The organism is Nostoc sp. MS1, from assembly GCF_019976755.1.
GTDB lineage: Bacteria > Cyanobacteriota > Cyanobacteriia > Cyanobacteriales > Nostocaceae > Trichormus.
In genome coordinates this window covers 1,165,380-1,184,886 of sequence record NZ_AP023441.1, presented here as the reverse complement: position 1 = coordinate 1,184,886, position 19,507 = coordinate 1,165,380, and the positions used below count along the sequence as shown (strand labels likewise).

At 40.5% G+C, this 19,507-nt stretch carries 23 protein-coding genes; 9 read left to right on the top strand and 14 right to left on the bottom strand.

Translation table 11 applies throughout. The annotated features are described in order from the left end of the window. Positions 1-160: 160 nt before the first annotated feature. Positions 161-1,099, bottom strand: a complete 939-nt coding sequence (locus NSMS1_RS05160; RefSeq protein WP_224091695.1) for an AraC family transcriptional regulator — start codon at positions 1,097-1,099, stop codon at positions 161-163. A 117-nt stretch (positions 1,100-1,216) separates the two neighbouring features. On the opposite strand from NSMS1_RS05160, the gene NSMS1_RS05155 reads away from it, so the two are divergent. Beyond that, positions 1,217-2,119 carry an NmrA family NAD(P)-binding protein gene (locus NSMS1_RS05155; protein ID WP_224091694.1) on the top strand — a complete coding sequence of 301 codons (903 nt, stop codon included), beginning with the start codon at positions 1,217-1,219 and terminating at the stop codon, positions 2,117-2,119. Between the two features lie 231 nt (positions 2,120-2,350). Here the strand turns inward: NSMS1_RS05155 and hisC are convergent, their stop codons facing one another. Together hisC and sfsA are read right to left on the bottom strand one after the other, a co-directional pair. After that, a complete protein-coding gene (gene hisC / locus NSMS1_RS05150; protein WP_224091691.1) occupies positions 2,351-3,415 on the bottom strand; it encodes a histidinol-phosphate transaminase in 1,065 nt (354 codons plus the stop codon). A 30-nt stretch (positions 3,416-3,445) separates the two neighbouring features. Beyond that, the gene (sfsA, locus tag NSMS1_RS05145) at positions 3,446-4,171 is read right to left on the bottom strand and encodes a DNA/RNA nuclease SfsA (protein ID WP_224091689.1); all 726 of its coding nucleotides are present in this window, start codon (positions 4,169-4,171) and stop codon (positions 3,446-3,448) included. Between sfsA and NSMS1_RS05140 the strand changes: the two genes are divergently transcribed. Both NSMS1_RS05140 and NSMS1_RS05135 read left to right on the top strand, forming a co-directional pair. Next, positions 4,144-4,290: a hypothetical protein gene (locus NSMS1_RS05140; RefSeq protein WP_224091688.1), complete on the top strand. Its 147-nt coding sequence runs from the start codon at positions 4,144-4,146 to the stop codon at positions 4,288-4,290. The two genes, sfsA and NSMS1_RS05140, sit on opposite strands and share 28 nt — an antisense overlap. A 208-nt stretch (positions 4,291-4,498) precedes the next feature. Next, the gene (locus tag NSMS1_RS05135) at positions 4,499-5,167 is read left to right on the top strand and encodes a 2OG-Fe dioxygenase family protein (protein WP_224091687.1); all 669 of its coding nucleotides are present in this window, start codon (positions 4,499-4,501) and stop codon (positions 5,165-5,167) included. Positions 5,168-5,399: 232 nt separating this feature from the next. Here NSMS1_RS05135 and NSMS1_RS05130 read toward each other — a convergent pair whose 3' ends face one another. The 4 genes from NSMS1_RS05130 to NSMS1_RS05115 all read right to left on the bottom strand — a co-directional run bounded on the left by NSMS1_RS05130 (position 5,400) and on the right by NSMS1_RS05115 (position 8,740). Continuing rightward, on the bottom strand, positions 5,400-5,687 hold the full coding sequence (locus NSMS1_RS05130) for a 4a-hydroxytetrahydrobiopterin dehydratase (protein WP_224091686.1): 288 nt from the start codon (positions 5,685-5,687) through the stop codon (positions 5,400-5,402). Positions 5,688-5,805: 118 nt separating this feature from the next. Next, entirely contained in the window at positions 5,806-6,573 is a 768-nt protein-coding gene (locus NSMS1_RS05125; RefSeq protein WP_224091685.1) for a Coq4 family protein, read from the bottom strand. A 107-nt stretch (positions 6,574-6,680) separates the two neighbouring features. After that, positions 6,681-7,304 carry a Crp/Fnr family transcriptional regulator gene (locus NSMS1_RS05120; RefSeq protein ID WP_224091684.1) on the bottom strand — a complete coding sequence of 208 codons (624 nt, stop codon included), beginning with the start codon at positions 7,302-7,304 and terminating at the stop codon, positions 6,681-6,683. Between the two features lie 287 nt (positions 7,305-7,591). Further along, complete coding sequence (locus tag NSMS1_RS05115; RefSeq protein WP_411908664.1) at positions 7,592-8,740, bottom strand: DUF711 family protein; 1,149 nt, start codon at positions 8,738-8,740, stop codon at positions 7,592-7,594. Between the two features lie 23 nt (positions 8,741-8,763). Here NSMS1_RS05115 and NSMS1_RS05110 point away from each other — a divergent pair, with 23 nt between their 5' ends. Continuing rightward, positions 8,764-10,032, top strand: coding sequence for a tetratricopeptide repeat protein (locus NSMS1_RS05110; RefSeq protein WP_224091682.1), 1,269 nt, complete (start codon positions 8,764-8,766; stop codon positions 10,030-10,032). 24 nt (positions 10,033-10,056) lie between these two features. Further along, positions 10,057-10,392 carry a XisI protein gene (locus NSMS1_RS05105; RefSeq protein ID WP_224091680.1) on the top strand — a complete coding sequence of 112 codons (336 nt, stop codon included), beginning with the start codon at positions 10,057-10,059 and terminating at the stop codon, positions 10,390-10,392. A 17-nt stretch (positions 10,393-10,409) separates the two neighbouring features. On the opposite strand, the gene NSMS1_RS05100 is transcribed toward NSMS1_RS05105, so the two are convergent. The 5 genes from NSMS1_RS05100 to NSMS1_RS05080 all read right to left on the bottom strand — a co-directional run bounded on the left by NSMS1_RS05100 (position 10,410) and on the right by NSMS1_RS05080 (position 14,530). Then, positions 10,410-11,075, bottom strand: a complete 666-nt coding sequence (locus NSMS1_RS05100; protein ID WP_224091679.1) for a phosphoribosyltransferase — start codon at positions 11,073-11,075, stop codon at positions 10,410-10,412. Positions 11,076-11,111: 36 nt separating this feature from the next. Then, the gene (locus tag NSMS1_RS05095; RefSeq protein ID WP_224091678.1) at positions 11,112-11,519 is read right to left on the bottom strand and encodes a DUF2267 domain-containing protein; all 408 of its coding nucleotides are present in this window, start codon (positions 11,517-11,519) and stop codon (positions 11,112-11,114) included. Positions 11,520-11,737: 218 nt separating this feature from the next. Further along, positions 11,738-12,454, bottom strand: coding sequence for a pirin family protein (locus NSMS1_RS05090; RefSeq protein WP_224091677.1), 717 nt, complete (start codon positions 12,452-12,454; stop codon positions 11,738-11,740). A gap of 388 nt (positions 12,455-12,842) precedes the next feature. Continuing rightward, on the bottom strand, positions 12,843-13,409 hold the full coding sequence (dps, locus tag NSMS1_RS05085) for a DNA starvation/stationary phase protection protein Dps (protein ID WP_224091676.1): 567 nt from the start codon (positions 13,407-13,409) through the stop codon (positions 12,843-12,845). A gap of 209 nt (positions 13,410-13,618) precedes the next feature. Further along, a complete protein-coding gene (locus NSMS1_RS05080) occupies positions 13,619-14,530 on the bottom strand; it encodes a helix-turn-helix domain-containing protein (RefSeq protein WP_224091675.1) in 912 nt (303 codons plus the stop codon). Positions 14,531-14,734: 204 nt separating this feature from the next. Here NSMS1_RS05080 and NSMS1_RS05075 point away from each other — a divergent pair, with 204 nt between their 5' ends. Continuing rightward, the gene (locus tag NSMS1_RS05075) at positions 14,735-15,130 is read left to right on the top strand and encodes a thiol-disulfide oxidoreductase DCC family protein (RefSeq protein WP_224095114.1); all 396 of its coding nucleotides are present in this window, start codon (positions 14,735-14,737) and stop codon (positions 15,128-15,130) included. Positions 15,131-15,143: 13 nt separating this feature from the next. On the opposite strand, the gene NSMS1_RS05070 is transcribed toward NSMS1_RS05075, so the two are convergent. Both NSMS1_RS05070 and cobU read right to left on the bottom strand, forming a co-directional pair. Then, positions 15,144-15,575, bottom strand: coding sequence for a hypothetical protein (locus NSMS1_RS05070; protein WP_224091674.1), 432 nt, complete (start codon positions 15,573-15,575; stop codon positions 15,144-15,146). 130 nt (positions 15,576-15,705) lie between these two features. Next, positions 15,706-16,260 (bottom strand): bifunctional adenosylcobinamide kinase/adenosylcobinamide-phosphate guanylyltransferase, encoded by a 555-nt coding sequence (gene cobU, locus NSMS1_RS05065; RefSeq protein ID WP_224095112.1) that lies wholly within the window; start codon positions 16,258-16,260, stop codon positions 15,706-15,708. 294 nt (positions 16,261-16,554) lie between these two features. On the opposite strand from cobU, the gene NSMS1_RS05060 reads away from it, so the two are divergent. The 3 genes from NSMS1_RS05060 to NSMS1_RS05050 all read left to right on the top strand — a co-directional run bounded on the left by NSMS1_RS05060 (position 16,555) and on the right by NSMS1_RS05050 (position 19,494). Further along, entirely contained in the window at positions 16,555-17,355 is an 801-nt protein-coding gene (locus NSMS1_RS05060) for a hypothetical protein (protein WP_224091673.1), read from the top strand. A gap of 232 nt (positions 17,356-17,587) precedes the next feature. Further along, complete coding sequence (locus tag NSMS1_RS05055; protein WP_224091672.1) at positions 17,588-18,529, top strand: glycosyltransferase; 942 nt, start codon at positions 17,588-17,590, stop codon at positions 18,527-18,529. A gap of 23 nt (positions 18,530-18,552) precedes the next feature. Then, positions 18,553-19,494 carry a glycosyltransferase family 2 protein gene (locus NSMS1_RS05050; RefSeq protein WP_224091670.1) on the top strand — a complete coding sequence of 314 codons (942 nt, stop codon included), beginning with the start codon at positions 18,553-18,555 and terminating at the stop codon, positions 19,492-19,494. Positions 19,495-19,507 lie beyond the last annotated feature (13 nt).

Genomic DNA, 19,507 nt, shown 5'->3' with positions numbered 1-19,507 from the left:
ATAGCCACTTGTATTAGACACTACTTGCTTGAGAACCAATTCGATAGCATCACGTAAATTGTCCCAATTGTGTAATTGTTTACGAAACCTACTTTTTAACCATGCTCAACACTTCCCAAGTTAAGTAATCTCATCAAGCCAGAGATGATGCTGAAAGCTCTTATGCAGAGTAATTCTGACGATAAAAACTGGGGGCAACGCCAGACCACCGCTTAAATGCTTTGCTAAAAGATATTTCGGATTCATAACCCACCAGAGTAGCCACATCTTTTAGCCTTAATCGGCTTTCGCGCAATAATTCTGTTGCTTTGACCATGCGCCAAGTTGTGAGATATTGCATTGGCGGTTGTCCAACCAGTTGAGTAAAACGAGCTGAAAACGCAGATCGAGACATTGGTAATTGTTCTGCCAGGGATGCCACAGTCCAAGGCTTTTCAGGGGATCGATGTATTAACGATAAAGCAATTACCATCTGTGCATCTGTTAGGGCGTGTAACAAGTTGGGCTGATCATTAGAAGTGCTGGCAACATAGGCACGAACAGCTTGTATGAAAAGGACATCAACGAGTCGTGCAATTACAGTTTGAAAGCCAAGGTGACTTATAGCAAGTTCGGCTGTAATGTAGTGCAACGTTGTTTCTAACCAAGGAACTAGCTGTCCATGATCGCTACGGACGTGAATCACACTAGGCAGCGAGGCCAACAAGGGATTACGGCGATCGCCTTTGACTTGAAAACAACCTGCTAGCAGCTCAATCGGTAAGCCATTTCCACCAAAACAAATGCTTTTATAGCCATGATTCGGTCGCATGATCGACGTATCTTCAAAATCGGTAATCGGGCTAGAGAGCGTATCGCAAATGATATGTTCATGTCCGTGGGGAAACATGACAAAATCCCCAGTGGCTAGAAATAGAGGTTTTGCATGGTCGTTAATCCGAAGCCAGCATTGCCCTTGTGTAACAATGTGAAACGCCGCTTGTCCTACTTGTACGGGAAAGCGGATTCCCCAAGGTGCATTTAGCTCACAGCGACACAAAATCGTGTGTTCTAGGCGCATCGTTTGTAAAATATCGGTCAACAAATCTGGAATTAGCATTGCTTCAAGTTGGACGATTGATTATGAAATCTGGATTTTTAGCCATTCTCTATCCAGAGGGTCTCTGGTTATTCTAGTTTTTGAGCAACTTCATTACGTTCAGAGAAAGCCAAACTTATGCCGATTGTTGTCACAACTCCAACTGGAAACATTGGCCATCAGGTCGTGCGCGAATTGTTAGATGCCGGGAAGTTTCTACGTGTCATTACCCGTCATCCTGACAAGTTGACCGATGCTGTTCGCGCTCAAGCTGAGGTAATTCAAGGATCAACTGATGATGCTGAAGTACTTATTCGAGCATTTGATGGGGCTGAGGCAATGTTTTGGTGTGTTCCGCAAAGCCATACTCTGGAAAATTTACTAGACTATTACATGCGATTTACGAAAGCTGCCGCCATCGCCATTGATCAAACTCAAATCCCCCGTGTTGTTTCGGTTTCTAGTGGTGGTAAAGGCCTTGCTAAAAATGCAGGTGCGATTTCTGCCTTACATGCAATGGAAGATTTGCTGAATGAGACAAGTGTAGCTATGCGGCATTTGCGCTGTGGTAGCTTTATGGAAAATTTTCTGTGGCAAGCAGGCGCGATCGCGCATCAAGGAAAATTCTTTTATCCACTACCCGGTGACTACTCAATTCCAATGGTGTCAACCTTTGACATTGGAACAATTGCTGCTCAATGGCTTATGAAGCAGGATTGGAAAGGAGTTCAGGGGGTTGCAGTACATGGTGCTGAAGAGTTATCGCTAAATCAATCTGCCGAGGTTTTCAGTGATGTTCTCGGTAAAACTATTCAGTTTCAACAAATCCCACCTGAAGTTTACTATGAGTTAATGCTGAAGCACGGTTCAAGTCCAGCGTTTGCTCAAGGTTTGGTTGATTTATTCGCAGAAGTTGCAAAAGGTATCTACCAGGCTGAACCTCGCACATTAGAAACGACAACTTCCACGACTTTACGGCAATGGGCAACAAAGGTGATGGTTCCTGCTGTAGCCAAGTACTCTGCTCAAATGTCGGATTAAACAAGCAAACCAGCTACTTGTCTTATATATTACGGTAAAAGTGAAAAAATTAACCGCCCATATAAACGACAAGCGCCGTTCAACAATGGACAATTAACAATTGACTTTTTCCCTCTCCCTAGAAGTGAGAGGATTGGAGAAAAGGATTTATTTTTTGATTTTTTCTCCTTGAAAGGAGAGGTCTTAAACCTTGAATGAAACAATTGACAATTTTCAATTGATAACTAAGATTTAGATTTTAGCTGATGCAATTGAGTTTCTTAATGCTTCTACTAAAATTTGATTTTGCTCATCTGTTCCTACGGTGATGCGTAGCTTATCTTCTAGTCCTGGTTGCTTGAAGTAGCGGATGAGAATTTTTTGTTCTTTGAGTTGTTGATAGAGGTATTCGGCGTTTCCTGCAGGGGGTTGGGTGAGTAGAAAATTGCCGTGGGAGTCCCAAACACGAAAGCCTAATTGTTTTAAGTCTGTTGCAAGCTGAGTCCTTGATGCCTTAACCTTGGCTACACAAACATTTTTATAGGCTTGATCATTGATGGCGGCTGTGGCAACTTTGCAGGCGATCGCATCAATGTTATAGCTATCTTTCACTTTAAACAATCCGTCTAGTAACTTAGGATTGCCTATCCCAAACCCCAAACGCAACCCTGCCAAAGAATAACCTTTAGAAAGGGTGCGAATTAAAATCACATTTTCATATTCCTGAACTAAATCTAAGGCACTGGCTTGGGCAAAGTCTACATAAGCCTCATCTATAACTAACACCCCAGATAATTCACTAGCTAATTTGCGTAAGTCTTCACTGGGAACAACATGGCCAGAAGGACTATTGGGTGAGGCAATAAATGTCACACAACCATCAGCCGCCAGCAATTCCGCCACAGGCAAAACATTGTCTTCTTTGTAGGGAATTTCTAAAATATCCGCCGCCTGCATCTCGGTTAATGTACGATATAGCACATAGGTAGGCATGGGATAAACCACCTTCCGTCCCGGTTCAGCGCAGGCGCGAATGACTATACTTAAGATTTCATCACTACCATTACCAACAATAATCCAATCACTAGGAACACCTAAAACTTTACTTGCAGCTTGTCTAAACTCCCCTGCATATGGTTCTGGATATCGCCGCAACCATTCGCCATCAATATCTTTTAGTGCTGCTAACGCCGCAGACGAAGGCGGGTAAGGGTTTTCATTACTGTTGAGTTTAATTACCTGTGTACCCCGTGGTGGCTGTTCACCGGGTACATAACTAGCCATTGCTTCAACATTAGACCGAAAGTAATTAGTCATCTCTCCAATTCCCTGTTACCTATCCCCTAATTAAATTGCCAACTTTGCTAAACCTAAATAACGAATACCTTCAGGGGTAACATCAAAACGGCAAGGTAGGACTTCTAAACCTAATGCGATCGCTTCTCGTAACAACTTACCATATATAGGATCTGTACTATCACCAGGGGCAAACTCTGTACAATCGCCTCGATTGATAAAATACAACATCACCGCCCGCATTTGCGGCAATAGTGCCATTAATTCGCGCAGATGCTTTTGTCCTCTTGTGGTTTCCGTATCAGGAAATAAGGCCAAAGTACCATTTGCCCAAGTCGTATTTTTCACTTCTAAATAAATTGGGCGTTCTATATCATTCCCTGTCAAGAAGAAATCTACTCGACTTTTCTTATCCGCTCCGTAAACTACCTCGCCTTTAATGTGGTTATAATTACCCAATTCTGGAAACAAGTATTTTGCCAAAGCCAACTTGACTATCTGATTAGGTAAAGCTGTATTCACCCCCACCCAAGTCGGTTCATTATCGTGAACTTGAATCAGTTCCAAAGTATAAGCCAATTTGCGCTTCGGATTAGCACTTTTAGAAAGTTGTACCGCACTACCAACAGTTGATACTCCAGTCATCGGCCCCGTATTAGGACAATGTGCTGTCACGACTTCACCAGAAGCCAATTGCACATCAGCAAAAAAGCGCTTGTAGCGCTTCAGCAGAACACCAGGGTATAGGGATGGGTAACGGTATAGCCAATCAATCATTTTTTGAGGGAGTGGGGAGTTGGGAGTTGGGAGTAGGGGGAGATGAGGAAGTGGGGGGAGATGAGGGAGAAGACAAGGAAGCAGAGGAGAATAACTATGGACTAATGACTAATGACTAATGACTAATGACTAATGACTAAGACACTATACACCCAAGCGCGAACCAAATAAATCCCGTCAATAAAGTTTTGTCATGCCTTTATCACAATTTGTCAATTTTTGTAGTTAAATTGACGACATTTTAATAAAAAGACGCATATACTCGGTGTTATAAGCCTCCCACAGAGAAAAATGGAGAGGGTTGCAACCTGCAAGGAGAAATATCCTATGCAAATAGTCGGGGGAATGACGGAGTTAGAATATGCCTTTTTGTTCACACTCAGAAAGGTAAATTCAATTCAGACAGTAGATTTCAAGCCATTTTTTAACAATTTACCAGTTGATCCCTATATTAAAGGCAAGTATCGTTCGAGAAGATTATCTCGGTTTATAGTTGCAGAGGATCAGTTGATTAAACTACCTCATGGTTATCTATTGCAAAGTAAAGATTACAATCCATTATTGGGAGATATTAAAAGAGAGTTTGCAGAATTAGATGATGCACTTATAAAACTCAATAGCTTTAGAAATTTAGTACTAGCATTTAGCGATTCTTGTAAACTCCATCCAGAAGCAGAAATTGGAGTACATCAAATTAGAACTACTTGTTCTCCAGACAATTTTGGCAATCCTGCACCTGAAGGTATCCATCAAGATGGTACTGATTTTATCGGTATCTTTTCTGTAGATAGGGATAATATTCAAGGTGGAGAGACACACTTATATACTGCCAAAAAAGAGAAGCCTGTATTTAGTAAAATCCTTCATCCTGGGGAGTTATTATTAGTTAATGATCACGACTTTTATCACTTTACTACGCCCATAAAACCACAAACTGAAGCTCAAGGAATTAGAGATGTTTTTGTACTGACTTCTCCTAGTTTGTTGACTGATTAAAGGTAGTAAGTAACAACTACTACCTCTTAATTCACTAATTAATAAGGGCTAATAACCGAAAGAAATATTATTCCTTCGGTTTTTTCCTTTCTTGCTAAAATCAAACTAAACCTTTTGCCTAAAGGGTAGAACAAAGGCTCAAAGAACAAAGCTTCTAAACTATACATAGGACAGGTTGCTGGATTTTTCGTTACTTTTGGGCTTACTACCTGTCCCTTTTCTTATCCCGAACTCAGGTTAACGTATCAATGCTTTGGGCAAGATTAACATCATTCATGGTAATTCCACCTGCATCGTGTGTTGTCAGTTGAACTGTAACCTGGTTATAAACATTGAACCACTCTGGATGATGGCCTTGGGTTTCTGCAATCAGTGCAACGCGAGTCATAAAGCCAAATGCTGCGATAAATGAGGTGAATTCAAAGTGGCGGTAGAGTTTACCGTCTACAATCTTCCAATGATTTAGTCTTGCGATCGCGCGCTCTAGTTCATCTGGTGATAGCACAGCGCAATTTACCAATTGATTGCCAATCATACAATTTATGTCTCCAATCGATTTATCAGAATTGCGTCAAACTTGAAGGGCATCTGAGCCTGTTGGATACCCTTCAAAGCCTGATCAACGGGAGATGATGTCCTCAACAGTCGACCAATGGGCGCTGCACTGGGAGGGCGATCGCATCCCGCAGATAAGGACGGCTATACCAACTCCAGAGTCCTTCGGTCACTGGCACAATGTTTAATTCGGCACGCCACTCGTCTATAGGACGTTCCAGTCCTTCTTCAAACTTCACCGGAAACAAGGGTTTTGCTTGCCGTGCAATGCCGATGCCTTGAGAAACTAGGTCAAAATTATATCTCAGAGGAGAATCGATGCCTTCCCGTGCCTGATTAGCCATGAACGCTAGCAACGAACCAACCAAATCAATGAACGTGAACGCGGGATAGCTAATTTGCCCAACCGTCACTGAAATCACTCCCAGTTCACCGTAGTCATCAAAGCTAAAGCCCGTCAAAATATGATGCAGATCATGAGTTTTGCGAACGCGATGGGTAATGTAATCGACATCTGATTCAATTTTTCGGAGGCGATAGAACCGTGGATCATAGTTCATGGCACTGAGAACACGAGCATAAGTCCAACCCAATGAGCCTTCCGGCAGCTTCAGCAAAGTTTCCAGATCAAACTCTGGGCCCATATAACGCTCATCAACTAATTGTGCTGAGTCTGGATTTTGACGGACAACCTGCAAACATCTTTTCATTTGCTCACTATCAGTCAAAGCATCCTCAATATCGAAGATGTTCTGCGTGTCAACTCTCCCCCCAGCAACCATGTCAACTAAAGACAGCAGTTTATCAACATTTTCAGGAGTTGCTAGTTCGTTGATATATTTGAATCCCATGATTGTTACCTCGCGGTGCGTTCTTTGTTTTCGACAACTGCATCTTACGGTGACTCCACAGGTAAGCAACAGGAGCTTTTTTTGATATAAGTCAAATTTGATCAATATCAAATTTCCTGGGCTAGATGACGGCGGCGTTGCTGATTTCGATATCTGGCGCGGATACGACTGAGGGTTTCTTGGGTTATTCCCAAATAGGAGGCAAGATGTCCTAGCTTGACGCGATCAAGAATATCAGGGTGTCTCTGAACGAGATCCTCATATCGTTCAAAAGCGGTTTGAGTTTTCATTAGAAAAGCCCATTCTGCTAACTCAATATAATAATGTTCTATCAATAATCGTCCAATCTTATTCCATGCAGGATCGTTGTCGTAAAGATATTGCAACCCCTCATAAGTTGTCACAAAAAACTGGCAATTTGAAACTGATTTAATACTTTCTTTACTTGGTTTTCTCAAAATAAAGCTATGAGGTGAGTAAATAAAATCATCTTCAAATGCAAATCTTGACGTGATCTCCTTGTCTTCAACACAGTAAAATTGCCGAACTACCCCTTTAACCAGAAAATACAAATAGTTTGATATTTCACCTTGCTTCAGGAGTTGATAGTCTTTTGAGAACTCCCGGTACTTGAAAAATTTACGAACATTTTCCTGCTGTTGTTTACTGAGTATGACTACTCGATCTAAAACTTGAAACAGCTTTTCGTATTGATCAATTTCTTGCTGCATATGAGTAAGAGATGTCTTAATATAAATTTAACTTTTCTTAATTTAATTTATACCTAGCTTTTAAATACTACACTATAAGATAACATGAATACTTATTTTTCTGAAAATAAATGAATTGTCAAAAATATTTAATTTTTAGAAATATAGCCATAAAGAGAAAAAGTTATAAATTTTTTATATACTTTTTTGTAAGCACTACAATCATTTGCTTCTTAAGCATTGCAAATGCTGTGGATCAGCGTATCAATAAAAGAACAACATTAGATCCAAATGACAACAGATATTATTTAATTAACTGAAAATATTTGACAATCTACTAAATAAGGCGAATTAAATGATGTCATTTCCCCAGCATTTTTATGAGGAATGGGAAATAATCTGGCTGATAGGGGTTTATTGAGTTTAAAGGCTAATGTTGCCATATCGTTTAAAATTGCGGTAATCTTTTCGATTTTGATATCGCCGGGAATTGGTACAGTATCTAATCCACAACCACACACGGCTGAATATAATAATAGGTTAGTAATATCATAAGTCTGCTCATTAGCTCTTGTTGCTAAACCAATATCTTCACATACTGGCAACATCAGTCCAGAATAGCCACAATTTTTATTTGATACGTTTTTCAACACCCGCGTTAACATTCCAGAAATTGCCAGAGTTCCAGGATTACCGAACTTACCATTTAGCAATTTTTCATAGGCAAAAGCAATACTGTTTTCTTGATCTAGCGATGGCGTTAGCGAGGTATCTACACCATGAAATTTAATGTCATATTGAGTGGATATTTGTTCAGCGATCGCTACTACTTTACCAACTTCTAACGTTAAAATATTTTGCAGCTTACTTTCAGCATCTTCTAAATCTTGAGCTTGGGAAAATACCTGCATTACGAACTCACCAAGCTCTAAACCAATAGTGAAAGATATTGCACCAACGTGATAAGATGTAGGAAAAAATGGAATATTTGGAGGACAGTTAGCCCAGGCACAAAAGCGAAAATTACCAAAGCCATTATCGCTTTCCTCAGAAATGCGTTTAATAGCTTGTGCTGATTTAGTTGCGTTCTTCAATTTACTACCAATTTTACTAGAGCAGTAAATTACAGATGTATTTTTATTCAGTTCAGGAATGATGTCTATCGTCTCAGGACTACTAGCATAGCCAATATTAAAAAAGCTAACATCCAAACTTTGGCATAATTCTTCTAAAACTTGCACCTCATGAATAATTGCAGCTAAAGATAAACCGGCTAGATATTCTTCCCAAGTATTTGTAGAAATTCTCGTTGTTTGCACTTCATAACCTTGCTCTGCAAAAATCATTTGTGCTTTTTTATTAAAATTAGCAGCCATTTTGATTTTTGCTGTTTCTTTTGGTGAATCAAGTGATATACCAGTAGTGATAGTTCTAATTTTCATAGTTCTGCCTTCCACAAGCTGGAAATATATAAAATGCTATGAATAACGAGTTTTACAACCAGGGGCTAGAAAAAGCTCAACAAAAAGATTACGCTGGAGCCATTGAGGAATTTAGCCGTGCTTTAAAAGCTACTCCTTACTTCGCTGAAGCTTACCTACAAAGGGGTTTAGCCTATTATGACTCAGGAGCAATACTTCCGGCCGTGTCAGATTACACTGAAGTCATCAAGCTGAACCCGGAAAGCGTAGAAGCTTATTACTGTCGTGCATTGGCGCGGCTGGCGTTGAAAAATTTACCAGGGGCGCTGGAGGATGTAGAACAGGCTATTCGGCTTAATATTAATTATGCTGCGGCTCATAGCTTGCGGGGTACTGTGCGACGCAAACAGGGATATATTCAAGATGCGATCGCTAGTTTCAAAAAAGCCGCAGAATTATATTTACAGCAGAAAGATAAAGAAAACTGTCGCCTGTGTCTGGAGAAAATTCAACAGTTACAGCCACCAGAAAAACCTGCCACACAGCAAAAAAGCTCACCTATTGCATCTATCAAATCCGTTAACGAATATTTCACCCAGCTACTAGACAAAGCCGAAAAGGGAGACACAAGAGAAGCCATAGCTGATTTAAACTGGATATTACAAGCCGATCCCCAAGATGCACAAGCCTATTGCTGTCGGGGCGTGGTACGTTGCAAAATGGGGAATTATCGAGAAGCGATCGCCGATTTTAACCAAGCACTACAATTAAATTTTCACGATGCAGCCGTTTATCGCAACCGAGGAAAAGCACGTTCCTTTTTAGGTGATTATCAAGGTGCGATCGCCGATTTTAACCAAGCCATCCAGATCAAGCCAGAAGACAGCTTAGGCTATGTTGCCAGAGGTAATACCTACCGGGCAATGGGTAATTATCTCGGTGCAATTCAAGACTATGGTAAAGCACTGCAACTTAACCCCAATGATGCCCAAGCTTACTATAATCGCGGTCTTGCTTATACTTTCTTAGAAGAAATGCAAAACGCCGTAGAAGACTATCAAAAAGCGGCTAGTATTTTTTGTGAACAACAAGATTGGGAAAATTACCAACAAACGCAAGATAGTCTCAAACAAATTCAAACATCTGTTCCTGAATATAAAAAACAGAAGTCTAATTTATTACGTCAAAAACTCCTACGATTGGTTGGTGGACATTGGGAACTTGCCCAAAGATTAATTAACCAGAAAAAAGATTACTATCTGGGGATGTCTGAGGAGTGGTATATGCAGAAAGTAATCGAGGATTTAGAACGCGATCGGGATAGATGATGTTATTAATGAGGTAATTGTCAGATGGATAAATTAGATAATTATCGGCAGTATATCAAGCAACTATTGAAATTATACAGTCAGTATAGCAAATCAGATAGTGAAGTAGAAGCACAAACTATATTTGATAGTGAAAATGACCATTACCAGCTAGTATACGTTGGCTGGAATAATCAAAGGCGTGTCTATGGTTGTGTATTACATTTAGATATTAAAAATGAGAAAATTTGGATTCAGCATAATGGTACAGAAGGCAATATTGCTGATGAGTTAGTTGCTTTAGGTGTTCCTAAACAAGATATTGTATTAGGATTTCACTCACCTTATAAAAGGCAGTTTACAGATTTTGCTGTAGGTTAATATAACCTATATATTTTCTATTTCCCAAACAGTAATGGCTGATGGTTATTACTCGCTTTCTTTAATAACTCACGGACTTCATCATCCGTAGTTTGGGGAAACTTCTCATACCACAGACCAACACTACAAAATGGAGTAGGTGTATTTGCACAGATCATTTTTTCTACATTGTTGTGCATCTCTTCATAGGTTTCTGGTGCAGCAACTGGTACAGCAATGACAACTTCTTTGGGTTGCTTCTGTTTAACAGCAAGTACAGCAGCCCACATAGTTGCACCAGTTGCTAAACCATCATCCACCAAAATTACAATTTTTTCCTTTAAATCGGGAAAAGGGCGATCGCCCCGATACATCCTTTCTCGTCTTTCCAGTTCCCTTTGTTCTTGGGCAGTAACTTTGGCTATTACCTCATCAGATATTTGAATCTGATTGATGATACCTTGATTGAGGATACGTACATCACCAGAAGCTATGGCTCCCATCGCTAATTCTTCATTCTTAGGCACACCAAGTTTGCGTACTATCAGCACATCTAAGGGAGCATTTAAGGCTTTAGCTACCTCAAAACCGACAGGAACACCACCTCTAGGTAAAGCTAACACCAGCACATGAGGACGATTGGCGTAATCTGCTAACTTTTTAGCCAAAATTTGGCCTGCTGCTGTCCTATCTTTAAATAGCATGGTGTTACACTCCTGGTAATTCACTTAAATCCTTTTTTAAGTCTTAACGTGCATCTTTCCTTGTCTTGCTAACCCAAATAATGGCTCATATTCTGGGGGCAGTTGAGTACGAATATCCTCCATTTCTCCTGAGCTAATAGCCTCGCTCAATACCTCAATTACAGCATGGGCATGATTAACTGCCTGCTGTAATTCTACGCCTTCTCGGAGACTGATTCGCTGATAAAATTCATCCAAAGATAAACGAACGCCTGCACCTGCATATTGATGTTGTAGATATTGAGCAATACCTTTAGGCAATTGTGCAGCAGCATTGTTAGCTTCGTTTCCAGCTAAACGTTCTGCTAGTGTTTCTAAAGTAGCACGAGTTGCAAGTTCAGCATCACCAGTTGTTCTCAAATTGGCGCGATGTCTCACCTGTGCGATAAACTCATCGTGCTGCATAATTCCTCCAAATAGGCTTTAGTGGCTGAGTTGATTGTAAAAATTTTCAAATAAAATATCCTCTGACTAACGAAACGACTCTGCATTCTCTGAATCTACCTAATGGCTGAATAGGGGCGCACAGCTAACTGTACACCCCTACTCAAGTTTTTCTATTATTGACAGCACCAAAAGATGGAGTTGGGGCTGATGAATCTAAGCCCCTCAAAATCAGCAAATTAACCTAAATCAAACAGTAATAATTCTGTACCGATTTCAGAGCTAATTTGTAGTTTCTCTTCACCATTGATTTGTACACCGTCGCCTGCTCTCAGTTCCTCACCATTTAAGATGGCGACACCGTGAGCGATTTGCAACCAAGCATAGCGATCGCCTTTTACTTGATAATTAACCACATCACCCGCTTCCAAAACAGAAGCATATATATCAACATTTTGGTGAATAGTCACAGCACCATCACGCCCGTCTTTAGCCGCAACTAACCGCAGTTGACCACGCTTTTCTTCTGCTGTGAAAGCTTTCTGTTCATACCTTGGTGCTAACCCTGCTTCATCAGGTAAAATCCAGATTTGCAGTAAATGCAGTGCTTCAGTACCAGAGTGATTAAATTCACTATGTTGAATCCCCGTACCAGCACTCATAATCTGCACATCACCAGGACGAATCACCGAACCTGTACCCAAGCTGTCTTTATGTTCTACTGCACCAGAGAGTACATAAGTAAGAATTTCCATGTCACGATGCCCATGAGTAGGGAATCCTGCGCCTGGGGCAATGCGATCGTCGTTAATTACTCGTAACGCGCGAAATCCCATCCGATTAGGATCGTAAAAGCTGCTGAAGGAAAATGTGTGATAACTATCAAGCCAACCAGTTTGACTACGACCGCGTGCATTTCTGTCATGAACTAGATAATTAATTGTATTTTGAGACATAAGACAACTCCTTGTATTTTATAATTTGTAATTCGTAGTTCGTAATTCGTAATTAAGAAAGCGAACAAATCTAATTCAATTAGAAAAAAATAAGCTTTTAAAACTGCTATCTATAGGTAAAATCTGTAATCACAATAATAATTAAATGTAAAATTATATAGCATTTTCTAGTTTGCTGAGTTGCAAATTTATCTGTGTTTATCTGCGTTCAATTATGCTTACTTCTATTAAATTCTTAATTACGAATTACGAACTACGAATTACGAATTAATTTCAACTATCTAAATAGTAAAGTATGGCAATAAAAATGAAAAGTACGCACTAAAAAGTGGCGTACTTACCAAAAAGATACTATTAAATTACAACAATAGAGATTCCCTAAAAAAGTTTATCTAACACTAGCTGGCTGTTGAGTTTTGCTAGCAGATGTACCATTTTCTCCCTTGACGGCTGCGGCTTGTAGATGCGCGTCTAGGAACCACAGGCGCTTGTCAATAGTGCGAGAGACTTCAGTATAAAGGTCTGCTGTATCAGCATCACCTAAATCATCAGTTTTAGCGATCGCTTCCCGCAAGTGTTTAGCGTAAGGTGCAAAGCGATCGGCCAAAGCTGCTACATACTCTCTACCCTCTAAAATATCAAAGGGAAATTCAGGAAGAATGGAATTTTGAGCGGCGGCGCGTGCTGTCCCTACAGCGTACCCACCCAAAGCAGTTACCCTTTCTGCAACAAGGTCAACATACTCTTCTAATTCCCCTGCTAGTTCGTCAAATAATTCGTGTAATTGATAAAAATCAATACCTTTAACATTCCAGTGGGCTTGTTTTGTCTGAGTTTTCAAGTCCAAAGTAGCGGCTAAAGTTTGATTGAGGATACCGATGATTTGCACCCGTTTTTCAGCAGGAAGATCAATACGGCTGGGATAGAGGCGTGATGACAGAGTATTATCACTCATGATTCTACCTAATGGCTTGTACGAATTAACTCTTTAGATAGTAGGATTAATCGCCACTTGAGCGTAACTCTCCAACGGTAGATTGCCAATATTTTCTACATGAAGTCCAGCGATGGATGCCAAATACGGCTGAACACGCTATAGTCAGTTGACAGTTGACAGTTGTCTTCCTCATCTCCCCCCACTCCCCCATCTCCCCCAATTCCCAACTAAATCTTCACCTGTTCCCTGTATACTCTGGGCGTTATTCCTGTGAGTTTACGAAAGACATTTGTAAAATGGCTCTGGCTTTGGAAGCCGACTTGGGAGCTAATTTGCTCTATAGTTTGGTTTGTGCTACTTAGTAATTTTTTAGCTCTGTCAATTCGGCAACTCATGACATATTGGTGGGGAGCCATGCCAGTTGATTCTTTAAATTGACGAGAAAAGTAATACATACTCATTCCCACGATCGCAGAAATATCTACCAAACTCAAATCTTTGTCGAGATTTTCATGAATGTAAGCGATCGCTTGTCTGAGCTTCCATTGTGACAGTCCTTTATGCTCATGCTTGTCAAGTTTTGCGTCACTTGTTACACAATAATGTTTGAGTAAGTGAATACACAATGTTGTCGTTAGAGATTCAACATAAATACTACTAACCCCATTCTCCGATCTCAGTTCAGTTTGCAAGGCCAATCCAATTTGTTGAATCAAGGGATCTGGGGCTGCAAAACGGGGTTTTATTTCAATTTTGTCTAAATTGCCAGCTTCTATCGCTATGCGTGTCAGAAAAGCCGGTTCCATACTCAAGACGAGAAACTTTGCTTCTGATTGCCAGCGTGATACGTGATGAATATGTGCAGGAATAATTGCTACATCTCCCTTAGCTATGTTCTCATGCTGCAATTGTCCATCAAGTATCCGCTCAGATTGCACTACTTGGGGTTCTAAGCTAACGGTAACAACGTGTTGGGAAGGAGTGTGTTCTGGCGTTTCATGGGCAGGCTGTTGGTGAACATCTAATCGCAATCCTTCCCACTGTGCATGATAACTAGAAATTAGGGGCGATCGCGGTAGAATTTCTAAACAGGCATCTTCTTGAGTAAAATCAACGGTTAAGATTTTCTCTTCCGACATTATTCTTATCCCAAAGTTTTGGGTTTTGATGTAACAATATATTCAGTATTTCAGACATCTTAGTTCATTTTTTGACAAACTAGGTTGAGTAGAATTGAGTTGGTAAAACTAATTTGTAATTTAACTGAAATTTTCTGAATACATCTATCTTAAAATACTTTGTGTGCTAAGTATATCGATAAATACAGAAATATTATGAGTTCAATACATTACTACGTTATTTATGATGGTAATTGTAATCTCTGCGTCACGCTAGTACAATTACTGGAAACCTTAGACCAAGGCAAGATTTTCCGTTATATTCCCATGCAGGATGAGCAGGCAATTGCTCAATGGGAGATTACGCCTCAAGGTTGTGAACTAGGGATGATTTTAATTGATGCCAACGAACCGCAACGGCGCTGGCAAGGCAGCGATGCCGCCGAAGAAATCGGTCGTTTATTGCCACTGGGTAGTATTTTTGTAGACGCTTATCGAACTTTACCGGGTGCGAAATGGGTAGGCGATCGCATTTACACCCAAATCCGTGATAACCGTTACACCATATTTGGTAAGCGCTCTTGTACCTATCAGTCACGCTACAGTCAAAATAATTCGTAATGGGGTTAGCCCATTACGAATTAGTAACCGGAGTTAAATTTCCTGTAAGCCGATTACGAATAGCTTTTAGTTGCTCTTGGTTATCAATTGGACATCTTGGCCCTGGTAACTCAGTATTTGGCCATCCTGGTAAGTTAGAACAGGGACATGATACTGGAGGCATACCAACATTTCGCAGAGGAACTGGCATGGCACAACGACTGCAATCTACCATATCCCATTGTGGTGTTAACAGTTCGGCAATGCTTTCTTCCGTTCCATCTAGATAAGACTCATCAGATGATGATAGAATCTTTTGCCAACACGCTTCAAATTCTTGACTATAGCGATCGCCTTGGAATATAGGTTGAGGCAACAAGTGTGTTCCCTCATCAGTGATCACTACTTTCTTACCTAACTGAAACCAGTAGGCAAGATATCTTTTAACTTCTTCTTTAGTTGCCATAGCACGATCTTACAATCGGTACTAGGGAAATTGATATACCGATTGGATTAATTTTCTCTTAAGAAAACCTCTAGTTTTGCACATCAGCATAATAATCAAGTTCTCTCAACATTTCTCAATCATTGCTTAATCATTCATAATCTGCTGAGTCTGGTAATCTTGTCCCAAGTGTGCTGAGATTGAGGGCATATCCACCAGTAACTAAATAAACCGTTTCGCAAATTCCCCCTAATTGACGGACTAAAGACCCCAGGCGATCGCGGAATGTGCGCCCTAAAGGATATGCTGGCACTACACCCCAACCTGTTTCTTCGGCAACAAATAGCATATCAGCAGCAACTAGCTGTACCGTAACCAAAAATTCTGTCACAGTATTTGCCCAACTGACTTCATCATCTTCTAAAAAATTAGCGACCCAAGTACCCAAGGAGTCCACTAAAACACAATTGCTTGGTTTGATATTTGCCAGAGTTGCAGACAGTGTAATTGGCACTTCTAAGGTTATCCAATCTGGAGGACGGCGGTTTTGATGTTGTTGAATGCGTTCTTGCCATTCGGCATCATCAGGAATAGTAGTTGCTGTAGCTACATAGATAACTGATTTCCCTGACTGTCTTGCCAAAGTTTCCGCCCATTCACTTTTTCCAGACCTAGCAGGCCCCGTAATTAAGATGACTTGTCCCAAAGCTGGCTCCTCATTTTTATTGGTCATTAGTCATTAGTCATTAGTCATTAGTCATTAGTCCATAGTCAATAGTCCATAGTTGTTCTCCCTCATCTCCCTCATCTCCCCCACTTCCTTATCTCCCCTATCTCCCTTATCTCTTTTATTTAAAATTTTCGTGACAATAAATAACTTTTAAGAGATAAAATTAACACCAGCATTATTTATGCCAAAATTGGCACAAGCTAAAAAATCTTAATACCCCCATCGTGAATTATCAACAACTTTGGGGAACCTAGATTTCAGGGTAAATATATGAAAGCAGGCATAAAACGCATCGAAGCAACTTTACATGATTTGGGGAATAAGGACACTGCTACCACAGAAGTAAGTGATGCTACCAAACGTCCCTTATCTTTTAGAATCAGTGTTACAGCAAAAGAGCCAACAGAAACTGAAAGTGAAAACCAAAGTCTAGAACAGACACAAGACTTGGAGATAGACAGCCAAGATGAGCCTTCTGTGGCACAGGATTTGTTTCCTCATCATGGTTCTGTACAAACTTTCCCTACCGAAGAAGGAGTAGGTAAAACACCAATCCTGCCTAAATTTAAAACGCCTACATTTAGTAGTCATCGTCACGGTGCAAATCCAGCACTAGCGATGAATATATTGCAAGATATTCAACAAACAGTTGCTAGCTGGCAGAAAGAACTGCAACATATATTACAACAAGTTCAGGATATTTATTTAGAAGGGCCTATTGTCAATGGTTGGTTAGAGTCCAATCCTAGCGAACCGGAAACAAATGGTACTGCCACATTACGGCACGCAGAAGTTGACCAGCTAATGAATTATGTAGAAGAAATTTGTGCTAACGATGGTAAAGTTCCTGGTCAAACTTATCGTACTGGTTATAATCTCTGTGGACTAGATAATTCTGGTAAAGTTTGGTCACGCCCTTGTCCACCTGATCAGTTAGTCAGTGTGAGTATGGCGATCGCGCGTTACCAAAAACTACGTCAATTGTTGGGGCGTAAACAATATCTAGAAACTCGCCTTAGCCAACTAGCCGAAAGCCTCGTAGTTTTACATAGTCACATTCAACAATCGTAAAATATTAGCACGATTTCCGCAAAAACGCTGATGGTTAGGAGGTAAATCAAAGTATAGATTAAATCTCAGCGAATAAATGTAAAATTCAAAATGAATTACGGATTACAAGCTGAACAGGAAATTCCCAATTAATGATATTGCCAAATTATGATGGTTTGTATTGTTTGGGATTTCTAAAATTGTCTCATGGTTAAGATGGTTAATCCAAAATCCAAAATCCAAAATTGGTATTATGCCAGATACTCAAATCTCTGCCATTATCTGTACTCATAATCGGGATACCTATTTAGGTGCGGCGATTGATAGCCTATTAGGGCAAGATTTCACTGGTGAGTTTGAAGTTGTGGTAGTAGATAACGGATCTAGCGATCGCACCCGTGAAGTTGTTGAGCAGAGGGCTAGTGATTCACGTTTAAAATATGTATTTGAACCCACCATTGGTTTATCTGTAGCGCGAAATACTGGTGCTAAAATCGCTAATGCCGAAATTCTGGCTTATTTAGATGATGATGCAGTCGCTAGTAAGCATTGGCTACAGGTATTGTATGCTGCTTATCAACAAAATCCGCAACTAGCGATCGCTGGCGGTAAAGTCACCCTCCTTTGGCCTCCAAACATCGAAGCACCAGCTTGGCTATCCTCTGAGTTAGCAGGAAATTTGGGAGCCTATGATTTAGGTGAGGATGTGGTTTATATTCAGCAACCAGGGTTAACACCAAGAGGCTTGAATTATTCTATCCGCCGCACTTTTTTAGCAGAAATCGGTGGTTTTGACCCTCATCTTGGTCGTGTAGGAAAAAACCTCCTATCTAATGAGGAACTACAAATGACAGAACTCGCACTCAAAGGGGGTTGGCAAGTTGCCTATCTACCAGAAGCCTTAGTTGCTCATAACGTTGCCCCAGAACGCCTCAATCGCTCCTGGTTTTTAAACCGGGGATGGTGGCAAGGAATCAGTGAGTGCTATCGAGAACAAGTAGCAGGGAGGGCAGGAATTGGGCAATTATCCAGGGGTGGCGAGAGGTTAGCGCGTGGTTTGTATAAAGCTGCCCGATATTTTTCCAATCCAGCCGTGCGTTTTGATAACCTTGTATATGCCTATGGCCAAATAGGTTACTTAAATGCAGTGCTTCAAGGTTTACTGTTTACAGCTAATAATAAAAGTAGTCAATAGTCCTTTAAAGTAATTTATATAGTATGTCATCTAAAGTTCCCGTTTCTGTACTCATCCCCGCCAAAAATGAAGAGGCAAATCTACCAGCCTGCTTGGACAGCCTACAAAGAGCAGATGAAATATTTATTGTAGATTCTCAAAGTACAGATAGAAGTCCTGAGATTGCCAAAAATTACGGTGTAAATCTAGTTCAGTTTCACTTTAATGGACGTTGGCCGAAAAAGAAGAATTGGTCTTTAGATAACCTACCATTTCGTAACGAGTGGGTACTGATTGTAGATTGTGATGAACGCATTCCTAATGAATTGTGGGATGAAATCGCTCAAGTTATTAAACAAGAAGAATATACAGGCTACTATCTCAACCGTCGCGTATTTTTCTTGGGTAAATGGATTCGCTACGGTGGCAAATATCCCGATTGGAACTTGCGCTTATTTAAGCATAAGTTAGGACGCTACGAAAATTTACATACCGAAGACGTACCAAACACAGGCGATAACGAAGTTCATGAACACGTTGTCTTGCAGGGTAAAGTCGGGTATCTCAAACAGGATATGCTCCATGAAGATTTCCGTGATATTTACCACTGGCTAGAAAGACACAATCGTTATTCTAATTGGGAAGCCCGCGTTTATTACAACCTGATTACAGGTGAAGATCAAAGCGATACCATTGGAGCTAATTTATTTGGTGAAGCCGTACAACGCAAACGCTTTCTCAAAAAAGTCTGGGTACGCCTGCCATTTAAACCGCTTTTAAGGTTTATTTTGTTCTACATTATTCGGCTAGGCTTTCTCGATGGCAAAGCTGGATATATTTATGGGCGGTTGTTAAGTCAATACGAATATCAAATTGGCGTTAAACTCTACGAATTAAGCAATTGTGGCGGTCAATTGAACACTGCAAATACTTCTCCCTCCCTCCCACCATCTCTAGTTCAAGAAGTCGAAAAGTCTACAACCTAAAAATTGGGGAGTG